This window comes from Chryseolinea sp. T2 (genome assembly GCF_037203685.1).
GTDB lineage: Bacteria > Bacteroidota > Bacteroidia > Cytophagales > Cyclobacteriaceae > Chryseolinea.
Map to the genome: position 1 here is coordinate 1 of NZ_JBBCAU010000008.1, position 15,053 is coordinate 15,053.

17 protein-coding genes are annotated in these 15,053 nt (G+C 47.6%); 6 read left to right on the top strand and 11 right to left on the bottom strand.

Annotation, left to right across the window (positions count from 1 at the left end; all coding sequences use genetic code 11):
- Window positions 1-274: 274 nt before the first annotated feature.
- On the bottom strand, window positions 275-841 hold the full coding sequence (locus WBG78_RS23240; protein WP_337328899.1) for a methyltransferase family protein: 567 nt from the start codon (window positions 839-841) through the stop codon (window positions 275-277).
- 203 nt (window positions 842-1,044) lie between these two features.
- Here WBG78_RS23240 and WBG78_RS23245 point away from each other — a divergent pair, with 203 nt between their 5' ends.
- Window positions 1,045-2,118 (top strand): alpha/beta hydrolase, encoded by a 1,074-nt coding sequence (locus WBG78_RS23245; protein ID WP_337328900.1) that lies wholly within the window; start codon window positions 1,045-1,047, stop codon window positions 2,116-2,118.
- 165 nt (window positions 2,119-2,283) lie between these two features.
- Here the strand turns inward: WBG78_RS23245 and WBG78_RS23250 are convergent, their stop codons facing one another.
- The 5 genes from WBG78_RS23250 to WBG78_RS23270 all read right to left on the bottom strand — a co-directional run bounded on the left by WBG78_RS23250 (window position 2,284) and on the right by WBG78_RS23270 (window position 6,603).
- Window positions 2,284-2,904 (bottom strand): uridine kinase family protein, encoded by a 621-nt coding sequence (locus WBG78_RS23250; RefSeq protein ID WP_337328901.1) that lies wholly within the window; start codon window positions 2,902-2,904, stop codon window positions 2,284-2,286.
- A 123-nt stretch (window positions 2,905-3,027) separates the two neighbouring features.
- Complete coding sequence (gene rdgB, locus WBG78_RS23255) at window positions 3,028-3,624, bottom strand: RdgB/HAM1 family non-canonical purine NTP pyrophosphatase (RefSeq protein ID WP_337328902.1); 597 nt, start codon at window positions 3,622-3,624, stop codon at window positions 3,028-3,030.
- 9 nt (window positions 3,625-3,633) lie between these two features.
- Window positions 3,634-4,536: an FKBP-type peptidyl-prolyl cis-trans isomerase gene (locus WBG78_RS23260; protein ID WP_337328903.1), complete on the bottom strand. Its 903-nt coding sequence runs from the start codon at window positions 4,534-4,536 to the stop codon at window positions 3,634-3,636.
- A 19-nt stretch (window positions 4,537-4,555) separates the two neighbouring features.
- On the bottom strand, window positions 4,556-5,443 hold the full coding sequence (locus tag WBG78_RS23265) for an FKBP-type peptidyl-prolyl cis-trans isomerase (RefSeq protein ID WP_337328904.1): 888 nt from the start codon (window positions 5,441-5,443) through the stop codon (window positions 4,556-4,558).
- A gap of 119 nt (window positions 5,444-5,562) precedes the next feature.
- Window positions 5,563-6,603 carry a DHH family phosphoesterase gene (locus WBG78_RS23270; RefSeq protein ID WP_337328905.1) on the bottom strand — a complete coding sequence of 347 codons (1,041 nt, stop codon included), beginning with the start codon at window positions 6,601-6,603 and terminating at the stop codon, window positions 5,563-5,565.
- Window positions 6,604-6,791: 188 nt separating this feature from the next.
- Between WBG78_RS23270 and WBG78_RS23275 the strand changes: the two genes are divergently transcribed.
- The gene (locus WBG78_RS23275) at window positions 6,792-7,211 is read left to right on the top strand and encodes a nucleoside-diphosphate kinase (RefSeq protein WP_337328906.1); all 420 of its coding nucleotides are present in this window, start codon (window positions 6,792-6,794) and stop codon (window positions 7,209-7,211) included.
- Between the two features lie 52 nt (window positions 7,212-7,263).
- Here WBG78_RS23275 and WBG78_RS23280 read toward each other — a convergent pair whose 3' ends face one another.
- On the bottom strand, window positions 7,264-7,470 hold the full coding sequence (locus tag WBG78_RS23280) for a hypothetical protein (protein WP_337328907.1): 207 nt from the start codon (window positions 7,468-7,470) through the stop codon (window positions 7,264-7,266).
- Window position 7,471: 1 nt separating this feature from the next.
- Window positions 7,472-7,846, bottom strand: coding sequence for a co-chaperone GroES (locus WBG78_RS23285; protein ID WP_337328908.1), 375 nt, complete (start codon window positions 7,844-7,846; stop codon window positions 7,472-7,474).
- Between the two features lie 434 nt (window positions 7,847-8,280).
- On the opposite strand from WBG78_RS23285, the gene WBG78_RS23290 reads away from it, so the two are divergent.
- Window positions 8,281-9,378: a redoxin domain-containing protein gene (locus WBG78_RS23290; protein ID WP_337328909.1), complete on the top strand. Its 1,098-nt coding sequence runs from the start codon at window positions 8,281-8,283 to the stop codon at window positions 9,376-9,378.
- Between the two features lie 261 nt (window positions 9,379-9,639).
- Here WBG78_RS23290 and WBG78_RS23295 read toward each other — a convergent pair whose 3' ends face one another.
- Entirely contained in the window at window positions 9,640-10,944 is a 1,305-nt protein-coding gene (locus WBG78_RS23295; RefSeq protein WP_337328910.1) for a DNA recombination protein RmuC, read from the bottom strand.
- Between the two features lie 70 nt (window positions 10,945-11,014).
- Between WBG78_RS23295 and rocD the strand changes: the two genes are divergently transcribed.
- Genes rocD through WBG78_RS23310 form a run of 3 tightly spaced genes read left to right on the top strand, consistent with a single transcriptional unit; the run spans window position 11,015 to window position 13,235 of the window.
- On the top strand, window positions 11,015-12,256 hold the full coding sequence (gene rocD, locus WBG78_RS23300) for an ornithine--oxo-acid transaminase (RefSeq protein WP_337328911.1): 1,242 nt from the start codon (window positions 11,015-11,017) through the stop codon (window positions 12,254-12,256).
- A gap of 35 nt (window positions 12,257-12,291) precedes the next feature.
- A complete protein-coding gene (locus WBG78_RS23305) occupies window positions 12,292-12,585 on the top strand; it encodes a hypothetical protein (protein WP_337328912.1) in 294 nt (97 codons plus the stop codon).
- Window positions 12,582-13,235 carry an ATP-binding cassette domain-containing protein gene (locus WBG78_RS23310; RefSeq protein ID WP_337328913.1) on the top strand — a complete coding sequence of 218 codons (654 nt, stop codon included), beginning with the start codon at window positions 12,582-12,584 and terminating at the stop codon, window positions 13,233-13,235. Before WBG78_RS23305 ends, WBG78_RS23310 begins: the two co-directional genes overlap by 4 nt.
- A gap of 58 nt (window positions 13,236-13,293) precedes the next feature.
- Here the strand turns inward: WBG78_RS23310 and WBG78_RS23315 are convergent, their stop codons facing one another.
- Both WBG78_RS23315 and WBG78_RS23320 read right to left on the bottom strand, forming a co-directional pair.
- Window positions 13,294-13,911, bottom strand: coding sequence for an HAD family hydrolase (locus WBG78_RS23315; protein WP_337328914.1), 618 nt, complete (start codon window positions 13,909-13,911; stop codon window positions 13,294-13,296).
- A 22-nt stretch (window positions 13,912-13,933) separates the two neighbouring features.
- Window positions 13,934-14,998: a glycosyltransferase family 9 protein gene (locus WBG78_RS23320; protein WP_337328915.1), complete on the bottom strand. Its 1,065-nt coding sequence runs from the start codon at window positions 14,996-14,998 to the stop codon at window positions 13,934-13,936.
- Window positions 14,999-15,053 lie beyond the last annotated feature (55 nt).

The following is a 15,053-nucleotide window of genomic DNA, read 5'->3' on the forward strand; positions in this document are numbered from 1 at the left end:
GAGTAAGTCGTTGCCTATCTTTTATTCTAAAAGCCTCGCCTAAAGCGAGGCTTTTTTGTTTTATACTGGGTGGATTGAATACCGTTGGTGACAAGGCAGATCTGTTCATTTGAATCACCAACACCAGCTAGCCTCTTAAATCAGACCTGTCCAGCCACGGGCCAATAATACCTGGTCCTCACAACCCTTGATGCCAACCCGCTGAACCGCATACCAGCCCGCTATTCAAATCACCAAAGCTTGTCCAGTCACGGCGGGATCCAACAGATCAAGATCAATAAACTCCAGGTATAATCTTCTTCGTCGACTGACGATAACTGAGATACTCATCTCCAAATTGTTTCACCAGGACATCCTCCTCTACTCGTATGCGATTCAAAAACGCCAGGAGCATGGTAATGGAGATAACCATGAGCGAAATCCAGTTGTTGAGATGAAAACCGTAGCCCACAAATGATAGCCACGACGCGAAATAGGACGGATGCCGTACCAATGAATAGATTCCATCAGTCTTGAGTTGATGTCCCTCGCGGATAGCAACGTCAACCGTAAAAAACCTGCCCAACGATCGTATTACCCAAAAGCGCATGATTACTCCAATAATAATCAGAGCAAGCCCGGCATACCTTATCCATGGTGCATTAACAATAGGCATTGGGAATGTACCGGCTATGATTGATACGATGGGCATCGCACACATGATCGCCACCCAGATGATCAAAAGGGAATGTCTGTCGTCGCGCCTGCGGTCCGTCTCATCCGAACGACGCAGACGACCTAACAAAAATTCCGATGCAAACCAGCAGCTGTAAACGACGATGAAATTATGTTCATCTTTCAATATACAAGATTCGTCGACTCACACTTAAGAATCGATCGCTCCACATCAAATCGCAAATTCGCTTTATAAAGTATTGTTGGATGTCAGTGGGTTTTATCACAAGTCTCCGATCAAGCCGAAGCTAACAGATATCCATAGTGGCGGCCCTTTTGTCAATCGTCTTTTGACATTAAAAGGCAACATAGTAAGATGTTTAAAAAAACATGAAACAGATCTCTTGTTGGTCCATCGTCTCACTGATACTTAGTTTCCTACTCGCGCAGATATCCGCACCGGCGACGGCACAACCAATTGGTAAAATTGAACGAAAGCAAATTCATTCAAAGTCTCTGGAGGATAACCTCATCGGCGCGAGTAGTACCCGCACTATCAATGTGTACCTCCCGCCAGGCTACGCAGCTTCCAGTAAAAGATATCCCGTTGTCTATTATTTTCACAATCTTCTGTTCAATGCAGATCGGCTCTTCAATGAAACGCCGTTGTTGACGTTAATCGATCGGGCTATTCAGTCAGATAGGATAGATGAATTTATCCTCGTCGCTGCTGATTTCAGCACACCTCAATTGGGGAGCCTATATGAAAACTCTGTCGTTAGTGGTCGCTGGCTCGATTTCATATCGCGGGAGCTGGTGCCGTTCATAGATCAACAGTATCGAACGATAGATGAACGCGATTCACGCGCTGCCATCGGAGACTTTATGGGCGGCCGTGGAGCTCTCAAACTTGGAATGAGTTATGCAGCACAGTTTTCTGTTGTGTATGCAATGCATCCGGTGGCCACTGGAATCGGGACGCTGCCCTGGGCGGACCTTGATGTCAACTGGAATGCTATACGCACCGCCAGAAACTTTACTGAGCTTGCCGGAAAAGGCAGGTCTCAAATCTTCATTGGTATATGTCAGGCATTTCTGCCCAACGCTTCAAAGCCTCCGTTTTATTGTGATTTCTTCTTCGATGTTGATGGTGTTACTCCTAAGTTGAATCCTGCTAATGTCCAGAAGGCCAAGGGCGGATTTTTACTCTCAGAGACGCTGTATGAAAGTGCCGACAATCTGCGTTCCCTTAAGGGACTGGCATTTGACTGGGGAAGGTTCGATCAGACCGAGGCACACGTCTTTTCGAATCAGGCGTTTAGTCGAATGCTAACAGATCTTGATGTTAAGCACGAGGCGGAAGAATATAACGGTGGCCCTTTCGACAAAACCTGGCTGTACGACGGAAGATTCTACACGCGTGTAATTCCGTTCCTCCAAAGTCATTTGAGATTCACGAAGTGAATGTAAGCGATGCTTTCGAATGAATCTCGTTTATCGTCGTGTATTTACCGTTGCTGCCAATAAGTGAGATGATTGTGACTGAATGCTCTTTCAGATAGCCAGTAGTATCCTTGAGCCGATAGCAATCAGAGAGCCAACTGTGTCTTTCTGGATACTTGCAACAACTCAAGTTTTAAGAAGCCCCTTAAGTGCGGCCACAAGGATGGTAAGCGCATTCTTAAAATGATGATTATTCGGAATAACAAAATCAGCTTTATCCTTCAAAGGACTGATCATGGATTCATAAACAGGCATCACGTGATGCTGATATCGGTATAACACATCATTGAGATCGTAGCCGCGTTCGTCGTTGTCGCGCCGTATTCGGCGACTGAGCTTGAGGTAATCTTTTGCTTCGATGAAGATTTTTAGATCCAGCTCGTTGGCTACCTCCGGGAAATATTGAACAAAAAGACCTTCAACGATAAGAATCGGTGCTGGTTTAAATTCAAGGATTTTCGGGATAGCCTGAGCGTTGTTGAATGTGTACTCCTGCTTGCGCAGCACTTCACCGCGTTTTAGCTTTTGGATGTCGCTAACCAATTCCTCCCGTTGAATGGCATCGGGTAGATCGAAATTCTGAACACCCTGTTCGTCGGTGACCTGTTCCTCCCGTGCCTTGTAATAATGATCCTGAGAAATCAAACACAACTCAGTGGAGTCGAAGTGTGCGGCCAGCTGTTCAATGAAATACGTTTTCCCCGAGCCGCTTCCGCCAGTAATTCCGATGGTATAAGTTTTGGTCATAGGCTGAAGCCGCAATTACGCATCATATAAAGACAATCGCAATCGGACGACAATTGAAGAATCGGCGGGCTGAACGCAAGGGCCGTGGTTTGATTGACCTAATCGCCTGAGTTTGTTTTTGAGCTATGCTGCGGGTTTGAAATTTTCCGTCAGGAAGGCGATGAGCTGCGATACTGCAATCGCACGATGGCTAAGCTGGTTCTTTTCGTTCATCGTCATCTCGGCAAATGTGCGATGATGGCCATTCGGAATAAAGACCGGGTCGTAACCAAATCCGGAAGTTCCCTTCAGCGAAGAGCCTATCTCTCCGTCAACAATGCCTTCAAAAACCACCGGCCTCTTCGTAAGTCCAACCAAAGTGATGACTGTTCGAAATCTGGCAGCGCGATTGGAAACACCCTGCAGATTCTTCAACAGGAGATTAATGTTATCTGTGCTGTTTCGCTGAGGCCCCGCATAACGGGCTGAGTATACGCCGGGATCGCCGTTCAATGCCTGCACCTCAAGTCCGGTGTCGTCGGCAAAGCATGGAATGTTGTACTTCGACAAAACGTACATGGCCTTTTGCAGGGAATTGCCCGGGATGTTGTCCTGCGTCTCAGGCAATTCCTCTGCACAGCCAATATCAGCTAGACTGCTGATGTTTATACCTAACGGTGCCACCTTGTTCCTAACCTCTTCAAGCTTGTGGGCGTTGTTTGAAGCGAAGCAGATGGTCATGATTTGTCCTTACGGATTAACGATCTCTTTGAAATCTATTTCAACTATAATGTTTGCGTTGGCAGGGATCTCCGCTTCGCCATCTTTAGCTCCTTGTGCACCGAATGCGAGCGGTGAAGCCAGGTAAGCAGTTGCCTTCGAGCCAGCGGGAATTGATGTCAGAACTTTCTTCAGGCCATCAGCGATCTGGTCGACAGCACGTGAATCATAATCATCAGTTGGTGCAAAGTCAACGGTAGTGATCGTCTTGGTATCATCCGTGAGAAGCTTGTACGTAAGCGTAAACTTCAATTTGTCATAGAGACCAGGCTTCGCTCCGGAACCCATTTGTGTCACCACATAACGAACACCGGTAGTGTCCTTCTGCGGAACTATCCCTTTGTTTGAAAGGTATGTGTCGATGGCGATGGTGTCTGCGCCAAGGCGTTGTTTTTCAGCAGATGTACGTACAATCTCTTTGAAGCTCATGTCAAACTCGAGAGGAGCATTCCCGGGAATGGAATTATTTCCGCTAGGTCCATACCCCCAGGCTGACGGAATATAGACGCGCGCACGCGATCCTTCTGGCAAGGTGCTCAACACTATCTTCCAGCCATTGATATACTGAGAAACGGGTCCTTTGGCTGTACCCTCGTCAAACATTACGCCATCTGGAAACAGTCGTCCTGTGTAATCCACATTTACGCTGCTTGTTGACTTGGCCGGATAACCTGCTCCAAGTTTGTAGATCACCATTCTAACTCCGGTGGGATCCTTAATGTACGGATTCCCCTTTGCATTTAAATAGGCGTCGAAATTCGCTACTTCTGCATCAAGGCGATCATTCGGATTTTCTGATGACCCTGTATTTGAGCAAGCAACCACCGCCAACGCTACGACTACTGCACTCAGAGCACTCAACACTCGCTTCATCTCCATATTCAATTTTAAATTATTTACATATGCTTGCTCCCTGATCGAAGGTATCGCCCACATTGAGCAGCTTCACATCAAAGACCAGGATCGAATTCGGAGGAATGCCTCCTGGCATGCCCTGAGGGCCGTATGCCAATCCACTAGGTATGTAGAACGTTGCAGAATCACCAACGCCAATCAGCGGAACAGCGTATTGCCATCCACGGATGACGCCTCCGAGAGGAAATGCTGCCTTCGGAGCCTGATCGAATACCTGACCATCTTCGAGCATCGTGCCCTTGTACGCAACTTCAACACAGCTTTCGACAGTTGGTTTTCTGCCACCTTTAGAAGTATGGATCACGTAAGCGATACCGCTGGTGTCCTTTTGTGCCTTAATGTTCTTGTCAGCGAGGTATTTTGTAATTGCTGCATCGTCTTTGCTCTTCTGCTTAACAGAGAGATCGGCCATCAGTTTGTTTTGGTATTCAGCAAATTCCTCACGTGACACAATGTCCTTTACCTTGATATAGTAGGCTATAGTAAGTGCAGTGTCAATGCCCGGAGGCACGGGGCCGCGTGCGATGTCAGAAAAGAATCTTGAAATGTCCATAGATGCTTTAGCGCTATCGCCCTTCGAGAGTTGACGTAACATTTGAACAATGCCCGGCTCCTGCGCCATTGCGCTGCTATCTCCTATAGGCATAGCCGCAGGTATGCCCTGAGCATGCGTGTTGCTCCACACAGAGTCCTTAGAATCCTTCAGCAAAAAATCAAAAACTAGTATTTGATCCTTCTTGGGCAGAACTCCATCACCACTTGCCAGAACGACGTATTTGAAACCGTTGGGAGTTTCCCGCTCATTCTTTGTGCAGGCTGCACACAGCAGTGCAATTCCCAGAAGGACATAAGAATATTTAATCATGCTCTATTTTGGTTAGACAGTTTGAATTTGAAAAAAGTTGTAATGTGTGATTGTTAGATTATTGTGAATTGAAGCGTGGTTTTTGAAGCCGCCGATACGTCTTGCGAACGCAAGGTCTTTCATTCGTCCTTCATCAGCTGTTCTTTATATAGAGGCAACACGCCCAGAAATTTTTCCACGGTTTGATCCAGCGTCAGTGTCGTTTGACCACCTGCTGCGTTTCGGTGACCGCCACCATCGAAATGTGCCCTTGCCATTTCATTTACTGAGAAGCTCCCCAGCGAACGCATCGACAGCTTTATATTCTCCTTGCGATCCGAGATCATCACAGACAGCCGGATACCTTTAATCGAAAGCCCAAAGTTGACAAGACCTTCAGTGTCACCCGTTTGAGAACTAAAGCGCTTTAGCTCCTCCGAAGTGAGTACTATGTAAGCGGTTCGGTACTCGGGCACCACCCGCAGCTTTTCGCTCAGCACATAGCCCATGAGTCTGAGGCGCTCGATGGTATTGGTATCATAAATCAGCTTCGAAACCTGGTACGGGTTTGCTCCGATTTCCACCAGGGCCGACGCCACCTTAAATACTTTATGTGTTGTATTAGAATGCCTGAAACTCCCGGTATCTGTCATGATGCCTGCGTACAGGCAATCCGCCATGCCGGGGTCGATCAGGTCCCTGTCTCCAAGGCTATCTATTAGTTCGAAAACCAGTTCTGCTGTCGAAGCCGCCGTTTGGTCCCATTGCTCAAAGTCCGCAAACTTCTGAGGCTCAAGGTGATGGTCGATCAGCACTTTCGGTGCCGACGATGCATTCACCATTTCGCCCATGTCGTTGATGCGGTGAAGGGCTGAAAAGTCTAAGCAGAAAATACCACCTGCCTGACGAATGATTTCGGCAATCTTTTCGACCCGGTCCTTCTTATAAACAAGGACTTCACCAGGCTTCGGCATCCATCCAATGAATTCGGGGTAATCGCTGGGGGTGATTACGATGACTTCATGCCCCTTTTTTTTCAGGTATCGACTTAGTCCAAGCGACGATCCCAATGCATCAGCATCCGGATTGAAGTGGGTCAGAATGACCATTTTACGAGGGGTACCCAGAAAATCCCTGAATGCTTCGATGTTTTGCATGCCTGCCCTGAAAACAAAACGCAAAAATGCGGATTTTTACCCCATATACAATGCTGAAAATCCGATACTTACCGCGGTTTTCCTCTCTACGCCCAAAATGTCGCCTCTGAACTGGGGACTTTCCTTTTTAATAGTATTTTTGCGCGCGTTTTGAACGAAGCCTTCGTGCTTCGCAACGCGCGATCGCAACGAAAACACGCATTAGAAACGATATGGCAGGAAACAAGACATTTACGATGATTAAACCTGACGCGGTGTCGGCAGGAAACACTGGTGCTATCACCAAAATGATCGAGGAAGCGGGCTTCCGGATCGTGGCGATTAAAAAGACTCAGTTGTCACCAGAGAAGGCAGGCGAGTTTTACGCCGTACACAAGGCCCGTCCCTTTTACAAGGACCTTTGCAGCTATATGTCCTCAGGAGCCATCATCCCGATGATTCTCGAGAAAGACAACGCTGTTGAAGACTTCCGTAAACTCATCGGAGCCACCGACCCTACTAAGGCGGCAGATGGAACTATCCGCAAGCTGTTTGCAAAGTCGATCGAGGCCAACGCCATTCACGGATCAGACAGCGATGAGAACGCAGCCATTGAAGGCAGCTTCTTCTTTTCAAACACAGAAAGATTCTAAGAATACTGGTTGCCGTCCTGGCAAACTGATAAGGGCAAGTGCTTTATGTTCGTTAGACGATGTCTTCGAGCATGAAGTCCTTGCCTTTGCCGTATTTGATAAGGTCTTTTAAACGATAACGTTCCAAAGTCAGCAGGTCTTTCACGCGAAAGTCTCCATCAGAAAGGACCTGTTCGATCACAAAGTCGTGCGTTTCACCATAGTTAGTGAGCCGGTACTTCTTTCCGGTCCGCAGCACGTCAAAAGAAATTCCTGCCATCTTACAGATCCTCCTCCCGTTCAAGCATCAGGATAGATGCCTGTGGAACAATGAAATACTTTTCATTCTCGTACATAACTTCGATGGCACCCTTCTGAAGGAAGATAGCGAGATCGCCCTCCTGTGCCTGCAACGGAAGATACTTGATCTGCTCTTCCCGGCCTTTCCAGCTGTCATCTTCGTCTGCAGGTAAGGGCAACGGATAACCGGGACCAACTTTTATTACGTAGCCGCTTTGTATCTTTTCTTTCTCCTGCACGCCCGGTGGCAGATAAAGTCCTGAGGCCGTCTTGTCGTTTTGCTTTCCCGGCTGAATAAGCACGCGATCGCCAACGACGATTAGTTTCTTCAGTTTATTGTCTGGTGTCAACTTCATTTTAGTCTTTAGTCCTGAGTCTTTAGTCCTGAGTTTGGTCTTTAGTTATTAGTTCTCGAAGGGACTGATACTTTAGGCTCAAATTTAGATAACGAAGCGTCTAAAGTGCAAAAGTCGGAGTAGCTATGGTTAGCTCTACGGGCAATTAGTTTACTAATCAGCTTTGCAACTCTTATTCCTGATTTTAACTCTTCCTTGATTCTGAGTCTTATTCCTGATCTAACTCTTTCCTGATTCCAACGCTTATTCCTGATTCTAATCCCCAGGATGCGAATTACATACGAAACCAGTGGCCTAACAATTTACTAAAATGACTAATGACCAAACTCAGGACTAAAGACTCAGGACTAAGGACTAAACTCAATTTCCACGAGCGGAATCGATAGCAACTCGCAATTCCCTATTTTAGTTATAGATTTTAATCTGCCCATCCTATGAAAATTCTGATCGCGATTTTAATGTTAGTCTCGGCGAGTGCCTGGGCGCTTGATGATCCTCAAACGCTTCCGATAGGATCGCCAGCTCCTGATTTCAGCCTGCCTGGCACTGACGGCAAGACATATTCTCTAAAGGATTTTGCCTCGAGCAAGATTTTGTTGATTGTCTTTACCTGCAATCACTGCCCGACGGCACAGGCTTATGAAGCACGCATCAAACAGCTGGTTACCGACTATAAGAGTAAAGGCGTTGCCGTGGTAGCGATTTCTCCAAACGATCCACTGTCAGTTCGTCTCGATGAACTTGGATACACTGATCTTAGTGACTCGTTTGAAGAAATGAAGCTCAGAGCCAAGGACATTCAGATCAACTATCCTTATCTATACGACGGTGAGAACTCACAGCTCTCCATGAAGTATGGACCACAGGCTACTCCTCACGCGTTTATTTTCGACCAGAAGAGAATACTTCGTTATACCGGCCGCATCGATGATGGTGAAAAGCCTGGCACTGCGAAAACAAACGATGTGCGCAATGCTCTCGATGCTATGGTTGCGGGCAAGCCGGTTCCTGTTGAGAAGACAAAGACGTTCGGATGTTCGATCAAATGGCCGAGCAAACGGGACTATGCCGCCAAAGCTCCTGACGAATGGGCTAAAGAAAAAGTGACGATTGATGAGCTCGACATGGACCAACTCAAAGAACTTCTTAAGAACGATGGCATGAACTACAAGCTCATCAACGTATGGGCTACCTGGTGCGGACCATGCGTTACTGAGTTCCCCGAGTTTGTCAACATGAATCGCATGTATCGAAACCGCGAGTTCGAGCTGATAACCATCAGCATGGATGAGCTGAACCGCAAGCCAAATGCTCTGAACTTCCTAACCAAGAAGCAGGCGTCGATGAAGAACTACATCTTCAAGGGTGACAAGTATGCTTTCATCGATGGACTTGACAAAAAGTGGGAAGGCTCCCTGCCCTACACGTTGTTCATTGCGCCCGGAGGAAAGATCATCTATGGCAAACAAGGACTTATAGAACCACTGGAACTGAAGAAGATCATCGCTGAGAATATCGGGCGGATTTATTGAGATTGCACTTGAGATCCCGGACGTATCTTTGATCTATAACACGAGAAGAGATTGTACTTGAGACCCCGGAGGGATCTTCGATCTGTAGCTGAGCGAATATTGAAGAATATATTCCTTTCGACACGCAATTCAATGAATGAATTTCGATTGTGCGTCGCGTTCGAGGAGCATGTCATTTTTCATTGAACGCCCGAACGTCGTACGCTTTAAATATCCGAATGTGCTATTGATCAGGAATCCCTACGGGATTCTTAATACATCCTATTCAAACAGATTGCCCTGGTCCTCGGCCTTCTTCAATAACGTGGGATCAATCCTCTTGTTCGTCTTTGCTCCGAGCTTACGAAGGTCCTCCACACGTTGAACAAGGTTGCCATTTCCCAACGACAACTTCTTCATCGATTCTTCATAGAATTTCCTCGATGACTCCATCTTACGCCCGAGCGTAATAAGGTCGTCCGTGAAACCAACGAACTTATCATACAGGTCGCCGGCTTTCGAAGCAATATCCAATACGTGGCGTGTTTGATACTCCTGCTTCCAGGTGTTTTTGATCAGTTGTAATGAAGGTATCAGCAGCGTTGGGCTCACAAACACAATTCGCTTCTCCAGTGCTTCCTCGTACAACGTCTTTTCACTTTGTATAGCCAGGATGTATGCAGGTTCAATCGGAATGAACATGATCACAAAATCCGGCGTGGTTTCCGAAATGTTCTGATAGTTCTTCTCACCCAGCGACTTCATGTGAAGGCGTATGGACGTAAGGTGATTTTTTAAGTACATCGCCTTGTCCGCGTCATTATCGGCATTCACGAAGCTGTTGTAAGCACGGAGACTCATCTTTGAGTCGATGACGACCTGTTTGTTTTCAGGAAGACGAATGATCACATCGGGCCTGAGCCGGCCTTCGTCGGTACTGAATGTTTCCTGGATGAAATACTCGCGGTCCTTTTCCAGTCCTGACTTTTCGAGAATGCTTTCCAGGATAAACTCTCCCCATGCACCCTGCGTTTTGCTATCGCCGCGCAATGCACGGGTGAGGTTCTCGGCCTCACGCGTCATCTGAACATTCAGGCGCTGGAGGTTCTCGAGTTGTTCGCGAAGGGCCGAGTTACGACTGATGGTATCTTTGTGGGTGTCCTCCACGCGGCGTTCGAACTCGACGATCTTTTCTCCCAGAGGCTTTAACAGCTCAAAGATGTTTGACTTGTTCTGGTCTGTAAACTTGCGGCTCTTCTCTTCGAACAGGTCATTTGCCAGCTGCTTGAATTGAAGAGTAAACTTCTCCGACATGTTTTCGAACGCAGCGTTTTGCTCCGCCAGTTTCTCCTGGAGATTCCGATAGTCGGCATCGGTAGAGGCGAGTTCACTGTTTGCTTCGAGTACTTTTTTGCGTTCGATCTCGAGCTCCCGCTTTAAGTCGGTTAGCTGATCGAGGATGAGTTTGTTCTTCTCGCGTTCGGCCATCAGCATGGAGTCGCCATCAGCTCGAACCTGTTGTCGAAGGAAGAACCAGGCAGCAGCCGCACCAACAATCACTCCGCCTAATAAAAAAACTGTATCCATCGACCTAAAGATAACAGGTATGGCGATTACGAGGGCAATTCGGTAAATTTGTTGTTTACAGAGCAATGATATGATCGGCACACGCAACGCAAGTCAGGACGCGATTTCACTGGAGGATAAGTATGGTGCACACAACTATCATCCGCTTCCTGTCGTGCTTAATAAAGGTGAAGGAGTTTTCCTTTGGGGAGTAGATGGAAAGCGATACTACGATTTTCTCTCTGCCTACAGCGCCGTAAATCAGGGTCATTGCCACCCGCGTATCGTCAATGCATTAATTGAACAGGCAAAGCAGCTTACACTTACATCGCGTGCTTTTTATAATGACAAGCTTGGTGTCGCAGAAAAGTATGTTTGTGATACGTTCGGCTACGACAAGGCATTGTTTATGAACAGCGGGGCCGAAGCAAACGAGACTGCTATCAAGCTGGCCAGGAAGTGGGGCTATCAGGTGAAAGGCATTCCTGAAAACGAAGCTGTGATCGTTGCTGTGAGTCAGAACTTTCACGGACGGACTACCACTATCATTTCTGCATCCACTGATCCTTCCGCGCGAACGGGGTTTGGTCCGTATATGCCGGGATTCAGAATTATTCCGTTTGATGACCGTGCCGCACTTGAATCGGCGTTGAATGATCCTAATGTTTGCGCGTTGTGGATGGAACCTATTCAGGGTGAAGCGGGAGTATTCATTCCTCAACCGGGTTACCTCAAGGCTGCCGCGGAACTTTGCTCGCGCTACAATGTACTGTTGATGGCCGACGAGATTCAAACCGGCATTGCCCGAACCGGAAAGATGCTTGCATGTGATCATGAAAATGTGCGGCCTGATCTCCTGATCCTCGGCAAGGCATTGTCGGGTGGTATGTTGCCTGTGTCTCTTGTTCTTGCCGACGATGAAGTAATGCTGGTGATTAAACCAGGCGAACACGGTTCCACTTTTGGAGGCAATCCACTGGCGGCAGTAGTTTGTGTTGAAGCGTTAGAGGTGGTAAAGGAAGAAGACCTCGCAGGCAATGCCGCGCGCCTCGGTGTAGTATTCCGTCAACGCATTACAGAGCTGATATCCAGAACAAAACTGATATCGGCTGTGAGAGGAAAGGGTCTGTTGAACGCCATTGTTGTGAACGACACCGCCGAGAGTAGTACTGCATGGGACATATGTATGTCGCTAATGCACGAAGGACTGCTCGCGAAACCTACACATGGAAACATTATTCGTCTGGCGCCTCCGTTGGTAATCACGGAAGAGCAGCTTCACGAGTGCTGTGATATAATTGAGCGCGTGTTTTTGGCCTTCAAAAAGAAATAACATCTCGCTGGCATGACCTTTGCGTTTTCGCACTCATGCATCCCATCGTTGTGTTCTACAAACCGCATGCTATTATAGCAAACGCCTTTTCACTGTTCACCTGTTACCTGTTGCTAAGCTGGGGATCGGTTTACTTTGTCCTGACCCTTCTATGGATTAAACTCTTCAGCAGTGCCTTGCTGGGTATTGTGTTTCATTTAAGTCGCCGGCAGCAGCTTTACTTTTATCACAATCTGGGCTTTTCAACGGCGAGGCTATACACCTATGCAGCTTCACTCGACATCGTACTCTGGGTAGGAATGATAATCGTTACAGTGCAATTCTTATGAGTGATGTTCTTGAGTTTGACGGTCTCGAGCTTAGCTACGGAACGACAAGGATTCTGCAGGGAGTCTATGTTAAGTGTGCTGTTGGAGAAGTTGTCGGTATTCTTGGGCGCAACGGATCCGGCAAATCAAGTTTGTTTAAAGTTGTGTTTGGCATTCAACAGGCAAGCCATCGCTCGATCCGCGTCAATGATCGCCCGTTGCCGGAGGATTTTATTAAGAGGCGCATCATCGGATACCTTCCGCAGGGCAATCTCGTACCACCTCACGTTTCAATCAGAAAGGCGCTTTCACTTTTCAGAGTCGATCCCGGCGTTGTAATGAATTACTTCCCGGAATTCGAAGAGCAGCTCGATCTGAAACCCGACGAGCTTTCGGGCGGTACGCGGCGTGTGATCGAACTCCTGCTCGTACTCAAGTCGCGCGCGCGCTTTGTGATGCTTGATGAGCCATTTTCGGGTGTGATGCCTGTGCACATCGAAGCCATTTGTAACATGATCCAGGACGCTAAGACTGAAAAGGGAATTATCCTCACGGATCACCTCTATCGCAACGTGTTGTCGCTGGCAGACAGATTATATCTACTGGCCAACGGAAGCACTTATGAAATCAAGGATCACGAAGAACTTATCTCGCGCGGATACCTGAGCTAGGGCAATGAGACCTGTTGCTTTCAATGAGGCCAGCTGGTGCTTAAGCAATGAGGCCTGCTTAAGCAATGAGTCCTGCCTGCTGCAATTCAGTTCTCAACTGGCCGGGACTTTGAAAATGAATCGTGGTCAGACCCAACGCTTTTCCTCCTTCGATATTCTTGATGTTGTCGTCAATGAACAATGCCTTTTTCGGATCGATATAATAACGATCGAACAGGATCTTGTAAAACTCAGGAAACGGCTTTCGTGTCTTCTCGACGCCTGAAACAACAATTCCTTCAAACCAATGCAGGAAATCAAAAGTGTTCAGTGCCCACGGAAAAGTCTCCGCCGACCAGTTGGTCAGTGCAAATAGCCGGTGGGTTGGGTTATCCCGGAAGTGTTTGAGGATCTCCACCGTTTCGTGAACAGGGCCGGGAATGGTTTCCTGCCAGCGGTCATACCAGGCGCGAATAGCAACTTCGTGATCCGGAAACTTTGCCACCAGCTCGTCCGTTGCCTCCTGAAATGTTCGGCCCGCATCCTGCTGATCATTCCATTCACTCGTGCAGATGTTGTCAAGGAACCAAGTCACCTCTTCTTCAGTTTCGAAGATCTTCCTGTAGAGATAGCGCGGATTCCAGTCGATGAGTACGCCGCCGAGGTCAAAAATGATGGTGTCGATATCTTTATTCATTTCAGGTATTTTTTGAATTCTGTCAGGCAAGCGCTTCCGACATGCGCCTCACAACTTCTTCGGGCTTAATGAATGTGAGACAGGCAAAGTCGCCGCGAAAACACTTCTCTGTGCCATACACGGAGCAGGGGCGACATGGAAGAACCTCCCGACTGATTTGCAGAATGCTTTCGTTGCCGTAGTTGTAAGGACCAAATCCTACATCGGGATGTGTTCCTCCCCATATGGAAAGCAACTTTGTGCCCGACAGAGCGGCCAAATGCATGTTCGATGAATCAACGCATAACATGAGATCGAGCATCTGCATTAGTGCAAGCTCCTGTTTGATCTTAAGTTCACCGGCGACAACAACAATGTTTTCCGGGAAGCGCTCCTTCAATGTTTCGAAGAACTTAATGTCCTTCTCGCCACCACCGAACATGAAGAACGTGGCTTTACGTTGTGACAGCCACTGTTCAATCACCGTGAAGTAATTTCCTTCGGGCCAAACTTTCGATACGTGCGCAGCAAAGGGGGCGACACCGATCCAAGTCGTGTCTTTCTTCAATGACTTCCCCTGAAGCCAGCTATCGAGCTGTTCGACTGACTGGTTCCTGAGATTGAAATAGGGCGCAGGCTCCGTCAGCTGAATCTTGTCGAAGCCCGCGTGAACAAATGCCTGACGATAGCGTTCGACCGTATGGGGTAACCGTTGAGTGTTTTTGTCCTCTTTCCGGGTGAATTGTTTCTTTTCAGGTCTGCCCTTTTGAAACACGACCACCTTTACCCCAAACAATTTGAAGAGACTGCGAAGGATGATGGTCCGCATGTGGTCGTGCATATCAATGACGACGTCATAGCTCGCCTTTCTCATGAGTTTCCCGAAGAGGTCACGCATTCCCAGAATACCGGTATATGTATAGTCTACATCGGCGGGATAGGGGATCACGCGATCGATATCGGTAAAGAAGGATGCGAACTTAGGACGGGTTACAACCGTGACTTCCACGTCGTCGTAGGCAGCGACCAGGGCTCTGATGACGGGCACCAGTAACACAACGTCACCCATTGCTGAAAAGCGAATGACCAGAATTTTTCTCAATGTCACAGCTGCTGCTTAATGCCGTAAGCTACAAAAAAAGTGAATTGCGTAAATGTTATCA

Excerpts from the sequence above, each read along its gene's own strand:
- WBG78_RS23245 (WP_337328900.1), top strand. The coding sequence starts at position 1,045 with ATGAAACAGATCTCTTGTTGGTCCATCGTCTCACTGATACTTAGTTTC.
- WBG78_RS23250 (WP_337328901.1), bottom strand. The coding sequence starts at position 2,904 with ATGACCAAAACTTATACCATCGGAATTACTGGCGGAAGCGGCTCGGGG.
- rdgB (WP_337328902.1), bottom strand. The coding sequence starts at position 3,624 with ATGACCATCTGCTTCGCTTCAAACAACGCCCACAAGCTTGAAGAGGTT.
- WBG78_RS23260 (WP_337328903.1), bottom strand. The coding sequence starts at position 4,536 with ATGAAGCGAGTGTTGAGTGCTCTGAGTGCAGTAGTCGTAGCGTTGGCG.
- WBG78_RS23265 (WP_337328904.1), bottom strand. The coding sequence starts at position 5,443 with ATGATTAAATATTCTTATGTCCTTCTGGGAATTGCACTGCTGTGTGCA.
- WBG78_RS23275 (WP_337328906.1), top strand. The coding sequence starts at position 6,792 with ATGGCAGGAAACAAGACATTTACGATGATTAAACCTGACGCGGTGTCG.
- WBG78_RS23280 (WP_337328907.1), bottom strand. The coding sequence starts at position 7,470 with ATGGCAGGAATTTCTTTTGACGTGCTGCGGACCGGAAAGAAGTACCGG.
- WBG78_RS23285 (WP_337328908.1), bottom strand. The coding sequence starts at position 7,846 with ATGAAGTTGACACCAGACAATAAACTGAAGAAACTAATCGTCGTTGGC.
- WBG78_RS23290 (WP_337328909.1), top strand. The coding sequence starts at position 8,281 with ATGAAAATTCTGATCGCGATTTTAATGTTAGTCTCGGCGAGTGCCTGG.
- WBG78_RS23295 (WP_337328910.1), bottom strand. The coding sequence starts at position 10,944 with ATGGATACAGTTTTTTTATTAGGCGGAGTGATTGTTGGTGCGGCTGCT.
- rocD (WP_337328911.1), top strand. The coding sequence starts at position 11,015 with ATGATCGGCACACGCAACGCAAGTCAGGACGCGATTTCACTGGAGGAT.
- WBG78_RS23305 (WP_337328912.1), top strand. The coding sequence starts at position 12,292 with ATGCATCCCATCGTTGTGTTCTACAAACCGCATGCTATTATAGCAAAC.
- WBG78_RS23310 (WP_337328913.1), top strand. The coding sequence starts at position 12,582 with ATGAGTGATGTTCTTGAGTTTGACGGTCTCGAGCTTAGCTACGGAACG.
- WBG78_RS23315 (WP_337328914.1), bottom strand. The coding sequence starts at position 13,911 with ATGAATAAAGATATCGACACCATCATTTTTGACCTCGGCGGCGTACTC.